We start from the raw sequence: 16201 nt of genomic DNA on the forward strand, positions 1-16201 counted from the left end.
ATCAGGCGGCTGTGTACGCCACACGTTGTTCACGATTTAATCCCTGAAGCGCCGACACATCGACGATCAGCGCCACGCTGCCATCCCCGAGAATGGTGGCAGCAGAAATGCCTGGCACTTTGCGATAGTTGCTTTCGAGGTTCTTCACCACCACCTGGTGCTGACCAATCAGCTGATCGACCAGCAGCGCATAGCGGCGACCGGCGCTTTGCAAAATCACCACGATACCCTGCGTGGCCTCGGTTTTTGCACCGTCCACTTCAAATACTTTCCACAGCTCGACCAGCGGCAGGTACTCCCCGCGCACTTCGAGCACGCGCTCGCCGCCCGCCAGCGGATGCAGATCTTCTTCGCGCGGCTGCAGCGATTCCATCACCGCGTTCAGCGGCAGGATAAAGACCTCGTCGGCCACCTTAACGGACATGCCGTCGAGGATCGCCAGCGTCAGCGGCAGCAGGATGCGGATGGTGGTGCCAGCCCCCTGCTTAGACTTGATCTCGACGTGGCCGCCCATCTCCTGGATGTTACGTTTCACCACGTCCATGCCCACGCCACGCCCGGAGACATCCGTCACCTGCTCGGCGGTAGAAAAGCCCGGCGCGAAGATCAGCATGCCAACCTCTTCATCGGTCATGTTTTCGTTCACCGCCATGCCCTGCGATACCGCCTTCGCCAGGATGCGCTCACGGTTCAGACCGGCACCGTCGTCGGTCACTTCGATGCAGATGTTACCGCCCTGGTGTTCCGCAGAAAGGATCAGGTTGCCCACCGGGGATTTCCCCGCTGCGATGCGGTTTTCCGGCAGTTCAATACCGTGGTCAAGGCTGTTACGCACCAGGTGCGTCAGCGGATCGATAATGCGTTCGATCAGGCTCTTATCCAGTTCGGTTGAGCTGCCCATCAGCGTCAGCTCAATCTGCTTGTTGAGCTTACCGGCCAGATCGCGCACCAGGCGCGGGAAGCGGCTGAAGACATACTCCATCGGCATCATACGAATGGACATCACCGATTCCTGCAGATCGCGAGCGTTACGTTGTAACTGGCCCATGCTGGTGATGAGATCGCCGTGGGTGACCGGGTCCAGCTCGTTAGAGCGCTGGGCCAGCATGGACTGAGTGATTACCAGTTCGCCCACCAGGTTAATCAGCTGGTCGACCTTCTCAACGGCCACGCGGATGCTGGTGGATTCGCTGGAGCGCGCCGCGGGCTTTTCACCGCGGCCAGGCGCAGCCGGCTCTTTCGGCACGGCTTTCAGCGCAGGCGCTGCAGGCACTACTGCAGGCACTACTGCAGGCGCAGCGACCTCAGCAACATCCTCTTCCACTGGCACCGGGGCGTCAGCAACGGGCGTTTCGGTTTCAAAGGCAATCTGGTCGGCTTCGATAACAAAGCACAGGACCGCCACGATGTCGTCCTGGCCGATCCCGTCGTCCAGCGTCGCCGCCAGGCTGTCTTTGCCTTTCACCACATTGCTTAAGGTCGCCAGGTTACCCAGCTCCTCTTCCAGCAGATTGACTTCATTCTCTTTCAGACGAGAGAGAACCACGCGCAGTTTTGCGGGCTGCCCGGCGGCAGGCGTGGCATCGGCTGGCGAAACCGCATCGACAACGCTCAGTTTCGCAGCAGGGACGGCAGGCGCGGCGGCCTCGCCTTTTGCTTCCAGCGCAAGCTGGCGCAGCGCATTGCAGATGTATTCAAAGCTTGCTGCATCAGGCTCTGTCGAACTTTTATAGGCGTCGAGCTGTTCCTGCATAATATCTTTGGTTTCCAAAAACAGGTTGATAATATCGGTATTGAGCTGCATCTCACCGCGTCGTGCTTCATCGAGCAGGTTTTCCATTAAATGGGTCGTTTCCTGCAGGATGGTAAAACCAAAGGTTCCGGCGCCGCCTTTAATGGAGTGCGCTGCCCGGAAGATGGCATTCAGCTGCTCTGAATCCGGTGCTTCAGGCACCAGATCCAGCAGGTGTTGCTCCATATCAGCCAACAACTCGTCGGCTTCATCAAAGAATGTCTGGTAAAAATCGCTAATATCCATGCTCACGCTATCACCTCGGATTGGCTGGTGGCGATGTTGGAACGGCAGCCGAAGGGACGGCCCCAGGCTGTTTTAAATCGTCCAGTGACTCATTCTGACTTTCGGCGTTTTCATGCAGGATGGCCTGCTCCGCCTGCTGGTTCAGCACTAAAAGACTGATACGACGGTTGATGGCGTCATCCGGCCCGCGGTCGGTGAGGCGCATGGTTGCTGCCATGCCGACCACGCGCAGGACCTTGCCATCATCAAGCCCACCCGCCACCAGCTCGCGACGCGAGGCGTTGGCACGATCGGCAGAAAGCTCCCAGTTGCTGTACCCTTTTTCGCCACTGGCATAGGGGAAATCATCCGTATGCCCGGAGAGGCTGACCCGGTTCGGGATGCCGTTCAGCACCGGCGCAATCGCCCGCAGAATATCGCGCATATAGGGTTCCACTTCCGCGCTGCCGGTTTTAAACATCGGGCGGTTCTGGCTGTCGATGATCTGAATGCGCAGCCCTTCCTGCACCAGGTCAATCTTCAGGTGCGGACGTAACGCGCGCAGCTTCGGATCGGCCTCAATCAGCTGATCCAGATCCCCGCGCACTTTTTTCAGGCGCGCCTGCTCCATCCGTTTTTTCAGCTCGTCGATGTTCGGCTCTTTTTTCACCTCACCCTTTTGCTGGGTGTAATCATCGCCGCCGCCCGGAATGGGGCTGTCACTGTTAGAAATACGCTGCCCACCGGTCACTGCCGTCGCCAGCGGTGTTCTGAAATATTCCGCAATCTGAATCAGCTCTTTCGGGCTGGAGATGGAGATCAGCCACATCACCAGAAAAAAGGCCATCATGGCGGTCATAAAATCGGCGTAAGCAATTTTCCAGGAGCCGTGCGAGCCGTGCCCGTGCCCCTTATGCTTGCGCTTTTTTACGATGACGATCGGATGGGACTGGTTTTTCATGCGTCCTCAGTGGTCGTCTGTTGGTTTGGATTTTTCACCGCGCGCACATGTTCTTCCAGCTCGATGAACGACGGACGCTCGCTGGAGTACAGGGTTTTACGCCCGAATTCCACGGCGATAGGCGGCGCGTAACCGTTGAGGTTGGAGAGCAAGGTTATCTTCACGCACTGCATCATTTTGGTGGTTTCGGCGCTTTTCTGGCGCAGCACGCTGGCCAGCGGGGAGATAAAACCGTACGCCAGTAAAATACCGAGGAAAGTGCCCACCATAGCGTGGGCAATCAGCGCCCCCAGCTCCGCCGCCGGGCGATCCGCCGAGGCCAGCGCGTGAACCACGCCCATTACCGCCGCGACGATACCGAATGCAGGCAGCGAGTCACCCACCAGCGCCAGGCTGTTCGCCGGCACTTCGGATTCACTTTCGTGAGTCTCGATCTCTTCGTCCATCAGCGCTTCGATTTCGAAGGTGTTCATGTTGCCGCTGATGATCAGGCGCAGGTAATCGACGATGAAATCCAGCATCATGGCATCGGCCAGAATGCGCGGGTAGCTGGCGAAGATTTCGCTCTCTTTCGGGTTTTCGATATCACGCTCCAGCGAGAACATCCCCTGCTGACGCGACTTCGCCATCAGGCGATAGAGCAGTGCCAGCAGATCCATGTACATGCTTTTGGTGTATTTCGAGCGACGGAACAGCAGTGGAATAGCTTTCAGCGTCCCCTTGATCGATTTACCGTTGTTGCCAACGATAAAAGCCCCTACCCCTGCGCCGCCGATGATAATAAGTTCAGCCGGTTGATAGAGTGCTCCAAGGTGCCCGCCGGTCATCATGTAACCGCCGAAAACTGTACCGAGAACTACCAGGTAACCTAATAAGATAAGCACGACATCATCCTTCCGCTAGTGACTATGGCAGGACGTTCATTTCGACAGTGTGCCCAAAATGCGGGTAAAAAAAAGCAGCGGTAATGACTTACCGCTGCTGGAATCTTGCCCACAAGGTCGGGTTAAACAGCGTGTTCGATCTGTTCATCCAGCAGTTGTGGAATAATATCGGCAGCATCCCGGGAAAGTTTACGTCTTTTTACTGCCCTGGAAGGCGGCTGACATAAACTGCAGGCAAAGCTGCCTACGGGCTGATGTGCATGGGTGATAAAATTGCCGTCGCAGCAATTGCAGCGCGACAGTTGCAGCATTCCGCTTTCAACAAAACGCACCAGCGTCCATGCGCGGGTTAGCGCCAGCAGAGGACCTTCTTCCTGCTGTGGGCATTGCTCAAGGTAAAGCTTATAGGCTTTGATCACGGCGTCGACGCCGGTGCACAGCCCCGTCTTCAGAAGATACTGCCATGCGTTGCAGAACATAGACGCATGAATGTTCTGCTCCCAGGTCATAAACCAGTCGGTCGAAAACGGCAGCATGCCTTTCGGCGGTGGGCTACCACGTAACTCTTTATACAGTTTAATAAGACGGCCACGGCTCAGCTGCGTTTCGCTTTCCAGCATTTGTAAACGCGCACCCAGCGTAATGAGTTCCATTGCCAGCTGTATGTCACGGGCTTCCTGAACAATGCTTTTCTCGCTCATTTTTTATGCCCTTTTCTTACGGGCAGCGTCATCAGGCTGGCTGATTTCGGTGAGCAAGCGGGTGGAAAGAAGAATACCGGTGTGGATCTGCTGGAGATCGTCAACGCGGGAATCCTGGGTCAGACGCGTAATGGTCTGCGGACTGTCAAAGCGGAACTGGCAAACAAGCTGATTGGTCTCTGCCAGTTTTACCATTTGCGGGAGCGTTAATCCGCCCAACATGGTGGCCATCTCTTCGTTAATACCCAGACGAAACATTGCGGATGCTTTGTCCTGACTAATCAAACGCTGTGCAAGCAATAAATACGACAAGTTGATGTCATAGATATGTTTTAGCAACTCGGATGTATGCATTTTTCCCATCCCGAATAACCAACTATTATTTTTATGCGGACAGACCGCACCCCGTGATGTCGCCGGGAAATCACCCGGTATAAAAGAAAAGGCCAAATGCATAGTTGAATTAAGATTTGTATGCTTATGCAGTAAAACGCGCAGTGACCCCGACACGTTTTTACGTATCGCTTACGCCTTTTATCATTTCTTACAAATAACTAAGATTTTTCCTAATTCGACGCAAACTCTACTCGTCAGTTTTGCCACATACAATCCAGCCTCCCCCGAATTTTAAAAAAAATGTGATCTGCGTCACATAAATTGAGTGAATATACTCCATAAACCCATCAGCGAGACTTGTAAGTTGGTTAATAATTGAGCAAATCACACTGTTTTATATTCTTTATGATCGAATACTCATGCAGAAGTGTGAACAAATGGGTATGTGGAAGGGCTTTTTAGTGCTCTTAAGGTTGCATTAATGTTAAAAACGTCTACCCCCTCACATGTGTTATTGTTTATTACTGTTAATCAGTAACTTACACATCTACGCTCTACAGGTAATATCATCAGGCAATTATCACCCATGCGTTAATAACGCTTCAGAATGATTCAGCCGCACAAGCATTTAATTTTGTGATTTGTATTAAGTTGTTAATTTTTTTCATTTAGACATACTTTTCAGTTATTCTTCTTATAAGAATAATTAATGAATAATTATGATAAGCGTCACACTAATGACATGGTCCCCTCTTGCAGACTCGGGAGTTTCGCGGTAATGCTGAACGTATACCGTTTCTCAGACGCCAAAGGAGTGTGTGATGAGTTACTCCCATCTTCTTGTTTCCGTTGCTGTTTCCCCGGAAAGCCACCAGCTTGTTGCCCGTGCGGTCTCTATCGCCCGGCCTAACAACGCCCGCATCAGCCTGATCACCCTTGCCGCCGAGCCGGAAATGTATAATCAGATGGCCGCCCCAATGCTCGAAGATATTCGCGACGTGCTGCAGGAGGAAACAAAAGCCTTTCTGCGGGAACTGGTGGAGAAAGCGAATTATCCGGTTCAGGAAACCGTCATTGCCACAGGCGAATTAAACGAACACATACTGAGCATGTGTCGTCATCAAAATATTGATTTAGTAATTTGCGGGAATCATAACCAGAGTTTTTTTTCCCGGGCAGCCTGCTCGGCGAAATCAATTGTTGGCGCAAGTCTGGTAGATGTTTTGCTGGTGCCTCTCGGGGGCAGTTAATGCCCCCGAGAATAATCACGCCAGTTTAGGGAAGGTCGCGATCTTTTTTTGCAGATGTCCCTCGCTGTCCTGCGGGGTAATGGCGCGTAAATCCTCAATGAACCGCGCCTGCCAGTGATTGATATCATTCCTGCGAATGGTTTCCATCATCTCAGCGTGGCGTGAAATACGTTCCGTCAGCGGCATCGTCAGGGCGCGATCCAGCGCATTGGCGACGTCATCCCGGTCATAAGGGTTGACGATAAGCGCAGAGGTGAGCTCATTGGCCGCACCGGCAAATTGCGACAGCACCAGCACGCCAGGGTCGGCAGGATCTTGTGCTGCGACATACTCTTTCGCCACCAGATTCATCCCGTCACGCAGCGGCGTAACCAGGCCGACATCCGCATAGCGGAAGACCTTCATCAGGATCTTACGATCGAAGTGCTGATTGAGATAGAACAGCGGCGTCCAGCCCAGTTGCCCGTAGCGGCCGTTGATCCGTCCAGCTTCGGTTTCTAACTGGTGACGAATATCCTGATAGGCCTGCACTTCGCCGCGCGAGGTTGGCGCAATCTGCGTATAGCGGATTTTACCGTGGTGGTGCGGGAATTTTTCCAGCAAGGTTTCGTAGGCCAGGAAACGCTCCGGCAGCCCTTTGGAGTAATCCAGGCGCTCTACCGAAAAGATGTTTTTCACATGCTTGAGTTCGTTCTTCAGCTGCGCCAGTTTGGGCGGCAGCGGCCCTGACGCCTGTTCGGCAATCTCGTCAGGCTCAATCCCGATAGGATAAACCTCAGTGTGGAAAGCTTTGCCCCACGCGGTGTGGGATTTGCCCTCGTGCGTTACCAGACGCGTTTTACCCGAGATACTGTCAAGGAAGGCCAGCCTGTCGTTTTCAGTCTGGAAGCCGAGCAGATCGTAATCCGCCAGGGCCTCGAGGATCTCGTCGTGCTGAGGCAGCGCGGTAAAGATTTCCGGCGTCGGGAAAGGGATATGCAGGAAGAAGCCAATCCGGTTATTGACGCCCCGTTTACGCAGCTCTCTGGCAAAGGGCAGAAGATGATAATCGTGGATCCATAAAATATCGTCTTCCTCGATTAAAGGCAGCAGTTTATCCGCCAGCAGGGCATTCACCCGCATGTAGCCTTCAAAGCCCTCGCGCTGAAATTTCACGAGGTCCAGACGATAGTGAAAAGCGGGCCACAGCACGGCGTTGGAAAACTCCGAGTAGTACTCGTCATAGTCTTTTTCGTTCAGGGCAAACGAGGCCCATGTGATGTTGCCGCGCGTGACTTTCTTCAGCGGTTTCTCTTCATTACTGATATCCCCACTCCAGCCGAACCAGAGGCCACCGGCGGCTTTCAGGGCACCTAACACCCCTACCGCCAGGCCACCTGCGCTGGCTTTTTTATCATCCGGCGGTGCGATGCGATTAGAGACGACGACTAAGCGACCCATAATGATTTCTCCCGTTGTTTTGCGCTATTTGTTGTTGTTGCTGGTTAGCGACGTCAGATATCCACTGCCAGACGCTGGCGACACTTTCCAGCCGCCATTTGGCACTTGTTTCTCCAGGGCCGACTTTGACAGATATCCCTCCGGCCTGGTTTACCACACTGAACCCGGCCTCATCGGTCAGGTCATCCCCAAAAAATACCGGCGTCCTGCCTTTAAACGGTGGCTCAGCCATAAATGCAGCAATGGCGGCACCTTTATTTATTCCTTCAGGTTTGATTTCTACCACGCATTTACCCGGCTGGAGCGCAAGCTGAGGGTGTGCATCAGCCAGGCTACGGGCAATGGAAAATATCGCCGCTTCATGGTGAGGTGCCTGGCGATAGTGCAGCGCAAAGGCCATGCCTTTAGCTTCCAGTTCGGTGCCCGGAAGCTGTGCCAGCGACGCGATAAGCTCCGCATGCAGCGTGTTAATCAACGCCTCTGGAAGCGAGACAATATGCAATTGATCATGGATGTCGCGGCGCTCCGCTCCGTGTACTCCAGCCAGCGGAAAGTGGTAAGGCCCGGCGAGCATATCCAGCTCAGCCATAGAGCGCCCTGAAATCAATGCCAGTGCTCCAGCGTTCATCTGCGAGAGCTGATGCAAATCCTCTAACACCGTATCCGGTATCACAACATCGTCAGGATGCGGCTGGATCCCGGCGAGCGTCCCGTCGAGATCAAAAAACCAGGCATAGTTACCAGGTAGTACAGGCGGTGCAGTTAACAAGTCAGCCACCCTTTTCCTCCTTACAGTTGACGAGGGGCAAACGCCTTTCCCCCTTTCATAGCCATGTAAGTATAGACAGTGTGACGTCGCTCGCCATTTAGCAACCGCCCCGCCAGCAAAACTGGCGGGGCGGCAGGAGGGTCAACTATGGTTATTAGTTGAACAGGTTTACGCCAGGAAAAAACTCAGACCGTGCGCTTCGCTTTTTGCTTGTAACGGTCGAATATCACGGCTGCCAGCAGGATCAGGCCACGCACCACATACTGCGAGAACGGTGAAATATTCAACAGGTTCATGGCGTTCTCCACCGTCCCCAAAATCAATATCCCCGCCACCACATATGAGATTTTTCCGATGCCTCCTTTCAGCGAAACCCCGCCCAACACGCAGGCTGAGATGACAATCAGCTCATAACCGATGGAGGTCATTGGCTGGCCGCTGGTCATACGCGAGGCCAGAATAATCCCCGCCGCCGCCGAGACCAGCCCCGAGAGCACAAAGATGATGATTTTGGTGCGCACCACAGGTACACCCGCCAGACGCGCCGCCTCTTCGTTACCGCCAATCGCCAGGGTATTGCGGCCAAAGGTGGTGCGGTTCAGCAGGAAACCAAACAGGATCAGGCAGGCAACGGTCAGCCAGATGGGCGCAGGCAGGCCCAGCCAGTTGGCATAGCCCAGGGTGAAGAAACGCTCGTCTTCAATCCCGACGGCTTTACCGTCAGAGATAATGTAGGCCAGGCCGCGAACGATCTGCATGGTGGCAAGGGTGGTGATCAGCGCGTTGATCTTCAGTCGGGCGATAACAAACCCGTTCACCAGACCGCTCAACACGCCCAGCATCAGCCCTGCCAGCACGCCGATCCACAGGCTTTCGGTCAGGTTGATCACCACCGCGGCGGTCACCCCCGCGCAGGCAATGACCGAGGCCACAGACAGGTCAAAATCGCCGGAGGCCAGACAAAACAGCATCCCGCAGGCCACCATACCGGACATTGAGATAGCCAGCCCGAGTCCCTTCATATTGATGAAGGTAGCGAAGTTTGGAACGAATATGGCGCAGGCGAGGAACAGCACGGCAAAGACCACCAGCATGCCGTACTGATCCCAGATGCGCCCAAAACTGAATGCCGTCTTCGGCGCTCCGGATGTAGTAACAGAGGACATCATTGACTCCTTACTCAGGCGACAGCCTGGCTAACTTTAGGCATGGCGAGACTCAACGCCAGTTGTTCATTCGCCTGTTCATGCAGCAATTCACCGGCAATTTCCCCTTCACGCATCACAACGATGCGATCGGCAACGCCGAGGACCTCTGGCAGATCGCTTGAGGCGAATAGCACCGCCACGCCCCGTTTTGCCAGCTCATAAATGACGTTATAGATTTCGTGCTTCGCCCCCACGTCGATGCCGCGCGTCGGTTCGTCGAGCATAATCACCTTCATGTCTTCCGACAGCCAGCGGCCCAGGATCGCCTTCTGCTGGTTTCCGCCTGAAAGGTTCATGATCAGCTGTTCGGCACCCGGCGTTTTGATATTCAGCGAACGGATGTGGTGTTCGGCGTTGCTCGACTCCCAGCCGTCGTTGATCAGGCATCCGGCGCGGATAAACTTGCGGCGAGCAGAGATATTGATGTTGTCGCGAACCGAGTGCACCGGAATAATCCCTTCTGCCTTGCGATCTTCCGGGCAGAGCATGATGCCGGCGGTGATGGCGTGGGCAGGCTTCTGAATATCGACTTTTTTCCCGTCGACCAGAATCTGCCCCTGGGTAATGCGCGTACCGCCAAACAGCCCTTTCAGCAGCTCGCTGCGCCCTGCCCCCACCAGGCCAAACAGCCCGACAATTTCACCGCTGCGCACCGAAAGCGAAATGGGCGTGCGCACGCCGGGCGCTTTCACCGTGTCCAGACGCAGGCGTTCCGGCCCGTACTCGCGCGGTTTCCAGTGGTAGATATCCCCGAGATCGCGCCCGACCATCGCCTGTACCAGCTGGTCATGGTTGACCTGCTGCATATCGGTGAAGGTACGCACGTAGCGGCCATCTTTGAATACCGTGATGGCATCGCTTAAGGCGAAAATCTCCTCCATGCGGTGAGATACATACAAAATGATGCGGCCTTCTTTACGCAGCTCGCGGATGACCCGGAAAAGATTGTCGATTTCCCGCGCGGATAACGAACTGGTTGGCTCGTCAAAGGCGATGATTTTGGCGTTACGCGCCAGCGCTTTGGCGATTTCCACCATCTGCCACTGGCCGATGGAGAGATACTTCAGGGGCGTTTGCGGATCGACGTCCAGCCCGAGGTGTTTTAACTGCAGACCCGCTTCATAGTTCAGCAGCGAGCGGTTGACCACGCCGCTTTTATGCGGCAGCTGGCCTAAATAGATGTTTTCCGCCACGGTCATCTCAGGAATAAGGTGCAGCTCCTGATAGATGATGGCAACGCCCGCGTTGAGCGCCGCCGTGGTGTCGGCAAAGGTGACCTCTTCGCCGCGAATAGCCAGCGTGCCGGTGGTGGGCGTGTAGTTACCGCTGAGAATTTTGAGCAGCGTGGATTTTCCCGCGCCGTTCTCCCCCATCAGGGCGTGAACCTGGCCGGGATAGCAGTCGAAGCTGATATCGGTCAGCGCGTTTACACCGGGGAAGGTTTTACCGATGCCGCGAAAAGAGAGATACGGTAAGGACTGTTGCATAACGACTCCGTGATACCTGTTGTGTGTACGTCAGGCCCCTTACGGAAAATAAGGGGCACAATCACAGCCTGTTACTTACCGCCCAGTCCTTTTTTCGCCAGCTCCTCTTTGAAGTTATCGCGGGTGATCAGCACCACGTCGGTCACTTCGGTGAATTTCGGCGGCTCAGCCCCTTTGGTCACCCAGTTGTAGAGCATCTCGCTGGATTTGTAGCCGTGAACGTCCGGGCTTGGCAGCAGAGAACCGTAGAAGCCCGTCGCCTGGGCTTTCGACAGCTCGCTGACGGCATCGACACCGTTAATACCAATGCCAATCACGTCAGGTGCCTTGAAGCCCTGGCCTTCGGTTGCACGCACGCCGCCCAACACGGTGTTGTCGTTCATGCCGACCACCAGCCAGTGTTTAACCTCCGGATGCTGCACCAGCATTGAGTTCGCCGCATCGAATGCGCCCGGGATATCGTTAGATTTGGTGGGCACTTTGTAGATCTGTTTTTCCGGGAAGCCGGCGGCTTTCAGGGCATCCATAGAGCCGGTAGTACGACGACGCGCGGTATCCAGCTCGTCGGCGGTAATGGCCATTACGCCGGTCTCTTTAACGTCCCAGCCGCGTTTTTGCATCTCTTTATATAATTCCTGACCCTGGCGCTCGCCGATTTTAGTCGCGGCCATCATCACCAGCGGGACAGTATCCATCGGTTTGCCTTTGGCATTGACGAACTGGTCATCAACCGCAATCACCTTCATGTCGTACCCGCGCGCCTTGGCGACAATCGCGGACCCAAGCTTAGGATCGGGCGTACAGATAACGAACCCTTTCGCGCCGCTGGCCGCCAGGCTGTCGATGGCATTCAGCGTTTTTTCACCGTCCGGCACGGCGATTTTGATCACCTCAAAGCCTAAATCTTTCCCGGCTTTATCGGCGAATTTCCACTCGGTCTGGAACCAGGGTTCTTCAGGTTGTTTAACCAGAAAACCGAGTTTTACATTTTCTGCCATAGCGGATTGTGACATAACGGCAGCCAGGCCGATGGCCGCCAGCGCTTTAGTAAATTTGTGCATGGTAAACTCCAGCTTTAATATTCTTTTCTGTAGGGATTAACAGCGTGCTTTTTATTTAATCGGACATAAAACAAGACATTAGCGCTTACCTCGTCATAAGCGGTCGTGCTGCAGATAGTTTTAGCGGGAAATTAATCATCCATAAGAGAGCAATATCACACCGCAGAATTACAGTAATTGCGTACATAAATTCAGCGAAAAAAGACATAAAAACGGCAGGAATTGTCTGACAAATCGGAAGGGGTTAAGCAGAATAATCCATAAGACCAGCTCAGAAGTCCCTGTAGGCCGGATGCCCTTAGCATCCGGCACGGACATTACCAGGTGTAGTAGATGTGTTCAGCGTGATCGCGAACGGGCGCCTCGTCGCCCAGCAGGCGAGCAGACAGCGTTAGCGCAAAGTCGAACGCATGGCCCAGACCTTTGCCGCTCAGCAGATTTTTATCTTCCACCACGGGCGCATCAACGTATTCACCGTCTTCAACCGATTGCCATAAATCGCCGGAGCAGACGTAGCGGCGGCCCTTCAGCAGCCCGTTGCCGCCCAGCACCCGCGCGGCTGCCGAACAGAGAGGGCAAATCCACTTTCCACACTCATCGTGCAGGGAAATGAAACGGATAACCTCGCGATCGGCCGCAAGGTTCACGCTGCCCTGCGGCCCGCCGGGGATCACCACGGCGTCATACAGGGTGTCGCGGCGCTCAGAAAGCGTGCTGTCGGCCACCATGGGAATGTTGTGGTAACTCACGACCGCGCGGGACTCTGCACACGCCAGGGTGTCGACGTCGATTGCCAAACGGCGCAAAATATCAATGGTGATGATGGCTTCCGCTTCTTCAAAACCGGGTGCCAGCAGAACTGCAACTCTTGCCATGTCAAACCTCTGTAGCTTTCACAATTAAAACATTGTTTCACTTTCCCACATCTGGCAAGAACAAACTTCCGCGACGATCACAGTTCAGGTGAACGCGACAAAACTGATCTGACTCAATAAAAACATGCTCAATATATTCTCAAGAATTAACCTGGATAAGGTTTCAAAAAAAGCGCCCTTTAACCTGAGATAAATTATTAATTAGCACAATCTCCACCATATTTTTTAAAATCCTTATATATCAACTTCTTATTAAATTAAAATTTTCCCGTCACGTTTAAAAATTTGAACTATATTAAACTTTGTAATGTTAGGTTAACACCACGTGATTAAGAGTTTTCTTAATCCAGCGACAGGGCTATGCTTTTTATATCGAACACAGGAAGTGAACATTCGGTCAGTACGCGCCACAGCAGAAAACCTGTTTCTGAAAATAAGATCTCTTTGGTCTGTATCACAACCTGCCGGGTCAGGTTAAGCAGCGGACGTTATGTCCCAGCATCAATAAGGATATGAGTATGGCTACCCAAACGATGATTCAAAAACTGAATGCCCAGATGAACCTCGAGTTTTATGCCTCTAATCTGCATCTTCATCTGAGCGAGTGGTGTTCTGAAAAAAGCCTCAACGGTACGGCTACCTTTTTCCGTAGCCAGGCGCAGAATAACGTCACCCATATGATGCGCGTCTTCGACTTTATGAAGGATGTCGGGGCAAATCCCATCGTCACCGCGCGCGCAATGACGGAAGAACACTACGCCTCCCTCGAAGAACTCTTCCAGAAAACGCTGCAGGAATATGAGCAGCGTTGCGACACCTTAAGCAAACTGGCGGAAGAAGCGAAGGCGCAGCAGGACAGCACCACGCTGAATTTCCTGCGCGACATGAACAAAGAGCAGCAGCAGGACGGCATGCTGCTGAAGGCGCTGGCGGATGAGATTCGCAACGCCAAACGTGAAGGTCTGTGCCTCGAACAAACCGATCGTCACCTGCTCGACATTGTTACCTGCCAGCAGCACTGAGTCGTCATTGCCTGCCCCCGCAATAGGGGCAGGCTCCCCTCTCACAGCAACTCCCTGCTTTCTTTAAGATTTAACAAATCCGATCCCGCTCCCAATGAATAACCCTTCTTCGTGTAATGATTTAGCCAGAGACTTTATCATTGACGAGGGAGCATCATGATCACCATTGAGTTTGTTGTCATTATCCTCTGCCTGCTGGTCGGCACCCGCTTCGGCGGGATGGGGCTTGGGCTGATAAGCGGGATTGGCCTGTTTATTCTCAGTTTCGTGTTTGGGCTTCAGCCCGGCAAGCCGCCGGTCGACGTGATGCTGACCATTCTGGCGGTTATCGGCTGCGCCGCCACGCTGCAAACTGCGGGCGGCCTGAACGTGATGATGCAGTTCGCCGAGCGGCTTTTGCGCAAACACCCGCAGCACATTACCCTCCTCGCGCCCTTTACCACCTGGACGCTGACGTTTCTCTGCGGCACCGGGCATGTGGTGTACACCATGTTTCCGATTGTGGCCGATATCGCGCTGAAAAAAGGGATACGGCCAGAGCGCCCGATGGCCGTAGCATCGGTTGCCTCTCAAATGGCAATCACCGCCTCCCCCGTTTCGGTAGCCGTCGTTTCACTGGTGTCGATCCTCGGCGCCCAGCACGGGATTGGGCACGCGTGGGGGATCCTCGAAATCCTGGCGGTGTCCGTTCCCGCATCGCTGTTCGGAGTAGCCGTCGCGGCCCTGTGGAGCCTGCGCCGCGGTAAAGATTTGGCGGATGACGCCGAGTTTCAGAAAAAGTTAAGCGATCCGAAACAGCGCGAGTTTATCTACGGCGGAACGGAAACGTTGATGAATCAGCGTTTTCCAAAACAGGCCTACTGGTCGACATGGATCTTCTTTGCCGGGATCGCGGTGGTTGTCCTGCTGGGTGCGCTGCCAGAACTGCGGCCGGCCTTCGAGGTAAAAGGCAAATTAACCGCCCTGTCGATGAACCTCGTCATCCAGATGATGATGCTGATTGCCGGGGCGGTGATGCTGATAGCCTGCAAGGTCAACGCCTCTGCCATTTCTAACGGTGCGGTCTTTAAAGCGGGGATGGTCGCCATTTTCTCGGTGTTTGGCGTTGCGTGGATGAGCGACACCTTTTTTCAGGCGCATCTTGATGAGCTGAAAATGGCGCTGGAGGGGGTGGTCAAAAGCCATCCGTGGACCTACGCCATCGTCCTGTTTCTGGTGTCGAAGCTGGTGAACAGCCAGGCGGCGGCACTCACCGCCGTCGCCCCGATGGGGCTGATGCTGGGCATCGATCCGAAAATGCTGATCGCCTTCTTCCCGGCCTCCTATGGTTACTTCGTGCTGCCAACCTACCCGAGCGATCTGGCCTGCATCGGGTTCGACAGGTCAGGAACGACCCGCATCGGCAAATTCATCATCAACCACAGTTTTATTCTGCCTGGACTTATTGGCGTGAGCTGCGCGTGTGCGGCCAGCTATCTGCTGGTACAAACGTTCTTCTGAATCCTTCTCCGGGCGACGGTCAGCGTCGCCCTTCGCCGTTTGAGCAGAAAACGGTTTCTAAATTCAAAACATCGGTTTATTTTAGTGAGACTCACCCTGCGGCGTGAAACGCAACTCGATCAGCGCGATGGCTTTTTGGATCGCACGAAGCGTGACCGGATCGGCCGCAGCAGGATGGCTGGTGAAATCGATGTTTTTCAGTTGGGTGGACATCTTCTCGCGCACTTCTACCGGCGCGATAACGTCAATCACATCAAGGATTTGTTTGATAACCAACTGGCATGCGACGACGTCAGATACCAGTTCCTGATCGGCGCTCAGGTTTTGTGACATGGGGTTTCTCCTTTTTTAAAGGCCGCCATAGTAGCAAAACGTACGCCCTTTCATCTCCCTCTCGTCGCCAGCAGACATAAAAAAACCTGCCGAAGCAGGTTTTTATCAGAACATCGCACCCGGTGGGACGTCTTTGAAGGTGTTGCAGTAGTTTGCCCACATGCTTTTCAGGATTTTGCGCAGTTTCATTTGATGCTCCAGTAACGTGTTATGCAGGTGTTATTTTCACTGCGCTTATAATATGACCACCATCACAAAAATCAATGATTTTGTGATGCATATCACAGTCAAAAACGGGCGCAATGCTGCTGTATTGTTAAAAAAGCATCGGTAAATCCGTGAGTTATGGTTCTATAA

At 54.0% G+C, this 16201-nt stretch carries 16 protein-coding genes; 3 read left to right on the forward strand and 13 right to left on the reverse strand.

Going from position 1 to position 16201, the window contains the following annotated elements; translation table 11 throughout:
* Position 1 precedes the first annotated feature (1 nt).
* The 5 genes from cheA to flhD all read right to left on the reverse strand — a co-directional run bounded on the left by cheA (position 2) and on the right by flhD (position 4917).
* Positions 2-2044: a chemotaxis protein CheA gene (cheA, locus tag FFS28_RS04230; protein WP_137848861.1), complete on the reverse strand. Its 2043-nt coding sequence runs from the start codon at positions 2042-2044 to the stop codon at positions 2-4.
* A 4-nt stretch (positions 2045-2048) separates the two neighbouring features.
* Positions 2049-2978 carry a flagellar motor protein MotB gene (gene motB, locus FFS28_RS04235; protein ID WP_137848862.1) on the reverse strand — a complete coding sequence of 310 codons (930 nt, stop codon included), beginning with the start codon at positions 2976-2978 and terminating at the stop codon, positions 2049-2051.
* Entirely contained in the window at positions 2975-3862 is an 888-nt protein-coding gene (gene motA / locus FFS28_RS04240) for a flagellar motor stator protein MotA (protein WP_008500417.1), read from the reverse strand. The genes motB and motA overlap by 4 nt, the downstream gene beginning before the upstream one ends.
* A gap of 122 nt (positions 3863-3984) precedes the next feature.
* Positions 3985-4563 carry a flagellar transcriptional regulator FlhC gene (gene flhC / locus FFS28_RS04245; RefSeq protein ID WP_137848863.1) on the reverse strand — a complete coding sequence of 193 codons (579 nt, stop codon included), beginning with the start codon at positions 4561-4563 and terminating at the stop codon, positions 3985-3987.
* A 3-nt stretch (positions 4564-4566) separates the two neighbouring features.
* The gene (flhD, locus tag FFS28_RS04250; RefSeq protein WP_042320082.1) at positions 4567-4917 is read right to left on the reverse strand and encodes a flagellar transcriptional regulator FlhD; all 351 of its coding nucleotides are present in this window, start codon (positions 4915-4917) and stop codon (positions 4567-4569) included.
* Between the two features lie 803 nt (positions 4918-5720).
* Here flhD and uspC point away from each other — a divergent pair.
* Positions 5721-6149: a universal stress protein UspC gene (gene uspC, locus FFS28_RS04255; protein ID WP_137848864.1), complete on the forward strand. Its 429-nt coding sequence runs from the start codon at positions 5721-5723 to the stop codon at positions 6147-6149.
* A gap of 15 nt (positions 6150-6164) precedes the next feature.
* Here the strand turns inward: uspC and otsA are convergent, their stop codons facing one another.
* From otsA to FFS28_RS04285, 6 genes are all read right to left on the reverse strand, one after another.
* On the reverse strand, positions 6165-7589 hold the full coding sequence (gene otsA / locus FFS28_RS04260) for an alpha,alpha-trehalose-phosphate synthase (RefSeq protein ID WP_137848865.1): 1425 nt from the start codon (positions 7587-7589) through the stop codon (positions 6165-6167).
* Positions 7564-8367 (reverse strand): trehalose-phosphatase, encoded by an 804-nt coding sequence (otsB, locus tag FFS28_RS04265; protein ID WP_137848866.1) that lies wholly within the window; start codon positions 8365-8367, stop codon positions 7564-7566. The genes otsA and otsB overlap by 26 nt, the downstream gene beginning before the upstream one ends.
* A gap of 176 nt (positions 8368-8543) precedes the next feature.
* Positions 8544-9524, reverse strand: a complete 981-nt coding sequence (gene araH / locus FFS28_RS04270) for an arabinose ABC transporter permease AraH (protein ID WP_042320084.1) — start codon at positions 9522-9524, stop codon at positions 8544-8546.
* 14 nt (positions 9525-9538) lie between these two features.
* Entirely contained in the window at positions 9539-11053 is a 1515-nt protein-coding gene (araG, locus tag FFS28_RS04275; protein ID WP_137848867.1) for an L-arabinose ABC transporter ATP-binding protein AraG, read from the reverse strand.
* A 71-nt stretch (positions 11054-11124) separates the two neighbouring features.
* Positions 11125-12114: an arabinose ABC transporter substrate-binding protein AraF gene (gene araF / locus FFS28_RS04280; RefSeq protein WP_006176094.1), complete on the reverse strand. Its 990-nt coding sequence runs from the start codon at positions 12112-12114 to the stop codon at positions 11125-11127.
* A gap of 317 nt (positions 12115-12431) precedes the next feature.
* On the reverse strand, positions 12432-12989 hold the full coding sequence (locus tag FFS28_RS04285) for a DJ-1/PfpI family protein (protein WP_058610172.1): 558 nt from the start codon (positions 12987-12989) through the stop codon (positions 12432-12434).
* A 518-nt stretch (positions 12990-13507) separates the two neighbouring features.
* Between FFS28_RS04285 and FFS28_RS04290 the strand changes: the two genes are divergently transcribed.
* Both FFS28_RS04290 and FFS28_RS04295 read left to right on the forward strand, forming a co-directional pair.
* Complete coding sequence (locus FFS28_RS04290; RefSeq protein WP_042320087.1) at positions 13508-14011, forward strand: non-heme ferritin-like protein; 504 nt, start codon at positions 13508-13510, stop codon at positions 14009-14011.
* Positions 14012-14167: 156 nt separating this feature from the next.
* A complete protein-coding gene (locus FFS28_RS04295) occupies positions 14168-15511 on the forward strand; it encodes an anaerobic C4-dicarboxylate transporter (RefSeq protein WP_006176097.1) in 1344 nt (447 codons plus the stop codon).
* A gap of 81 nt (positions 15512-15592) precedes the next feature.
* Here the strand turns inward: FFS28_RS04295 and FFS28_RS04300 are convergent, their stop codons facing one another.
* Together FFS28_RS04300 and azuC are read right to left on the reverse strand one after the other, a co-directional pair.
* The gene (locus FFS28_RS04300; protein WP_006176098.1) at positions 15593-15844 is read right to left on the reverse strand and encodes a DUF2766 family protein; all 252 of its coding nucleotides are present in this window, start codon (positions 15842-15844) and stop codon (positions 15593-15595) included.
* Between the two features lie 105 nt (positions 15845-15949).
* On the reverse strand, positions 15950-16033 hold the full coding sequence (azuC, locus tag FFS28_RS04305; RefSeq protein WP_014832437.1) for a stress response protein AzuC: 84 nt from the start codon (positions 16031-16033) through the stop codon (positions 15950-15952).
* Between the last annotated feature and the right edge of the window lie 168 nt (positions 16034-16201).

Source organism: Enterobacter sp. 2VL, from assembly GCF_005503595.1.
GTDB lineage: Bacteria > Pseudomonadota > Gammaproteobacteria > Enterobacterales > Enterobacteriaceae > Enterobacter > Enterobacter cancerogenus.

Excerpts from the sequence above, each read along its gene's own strand:
- motB (WP_137848862.1), bottom strand. The coding sequence starts at position 2,978 with ATGAAAAACCAGTCCCATCCGATCGTCATCGTAAAAAAGCGCAAGCAT.
- flhC (WP_137848863.1), bottom strand. The coding sequence starts at position 4,563 with ATGAGCGAGAAAAGCATTGTTCAGGAAGCCCGTGACATACAGCTGGCA.
- flhD (WP_042320082.1), bottom strand. The coding sequence starts at position 4,917 with ATGCATACATCCGAGTTGCTAAAACATATCTATGACATCAACTTGTCG.
- uspC (WP_137848864.1), top strand. The coding sequence starts at position 5,721 with ATGAGTTACTCCCATCTTCTTGTTTCCGTTGCTGTTTCCCCGGAAAGC.
- otsA (WP_137848865.1), bottom strand. The coding sequence starts at position 7,589 with ATGGGTCGCTTAGTCGTCGTCTCTAATCGCATCGCACCGCCGGATGAT.
- araH (WP_042320084.1), bottom strand. The coding sequence starts at position 9,524 with ATGTCCTCTGTTACTACATCCGGAGCGCCGAAGACGGCATTCAGTTTT.
- araG (WP_137848867.1), bottom strand. The coding sequence starts at position 11,053 with ATGCAACAGTCCTTACCGTATCTCTCTTTTCGCGGCATCGGTAAAACC.
- araF (WP_006176094.1), bottom strand. The coding sequence starts at position 12,114 with ATGCACAAATTTACTAAAGCGCTGGCGGCCATCGGCCTGGCTGCCGTT.
- FFS28_RS04285 (WP_058610172.1), bottom strand. The coding sequence starts at position 12,989 with ATGGCAAGAGTTGCAGTTCTGCTGGCACCCGGTTTTGAAGAAGCGGAA.
- FFS28_RS04290 (WP_042320087.1), top strand. The coding sequence starts at position 13,508 with ATGGCTACCCAAACGATGATTCAAAAACTGAATGCCCAGATGAACCTC.
- FFS28_RS04295 (WP_006176097.1), top strand. The coding sequence starts at position 14,168 with ATGATCACCATTGAGTTTGTTGTCATTATCCTCTGCCTGCTGGTCGGC.
- FFS28_RS04300 (WP_006176098.1), bottom strand. The coding sequence starts at position 15,844 with ATGTCACAAAACCTGAGCGCCGATCAGGAACTGGTATCTGACGTCGTC.
- azuC (WP_014832437.1), bottom strand. The coding sequence starts at position 16,033 with ATGAAACTGCGCAAAATCCTGAAAAGCATGTGGGCAAACTACTGCAAC.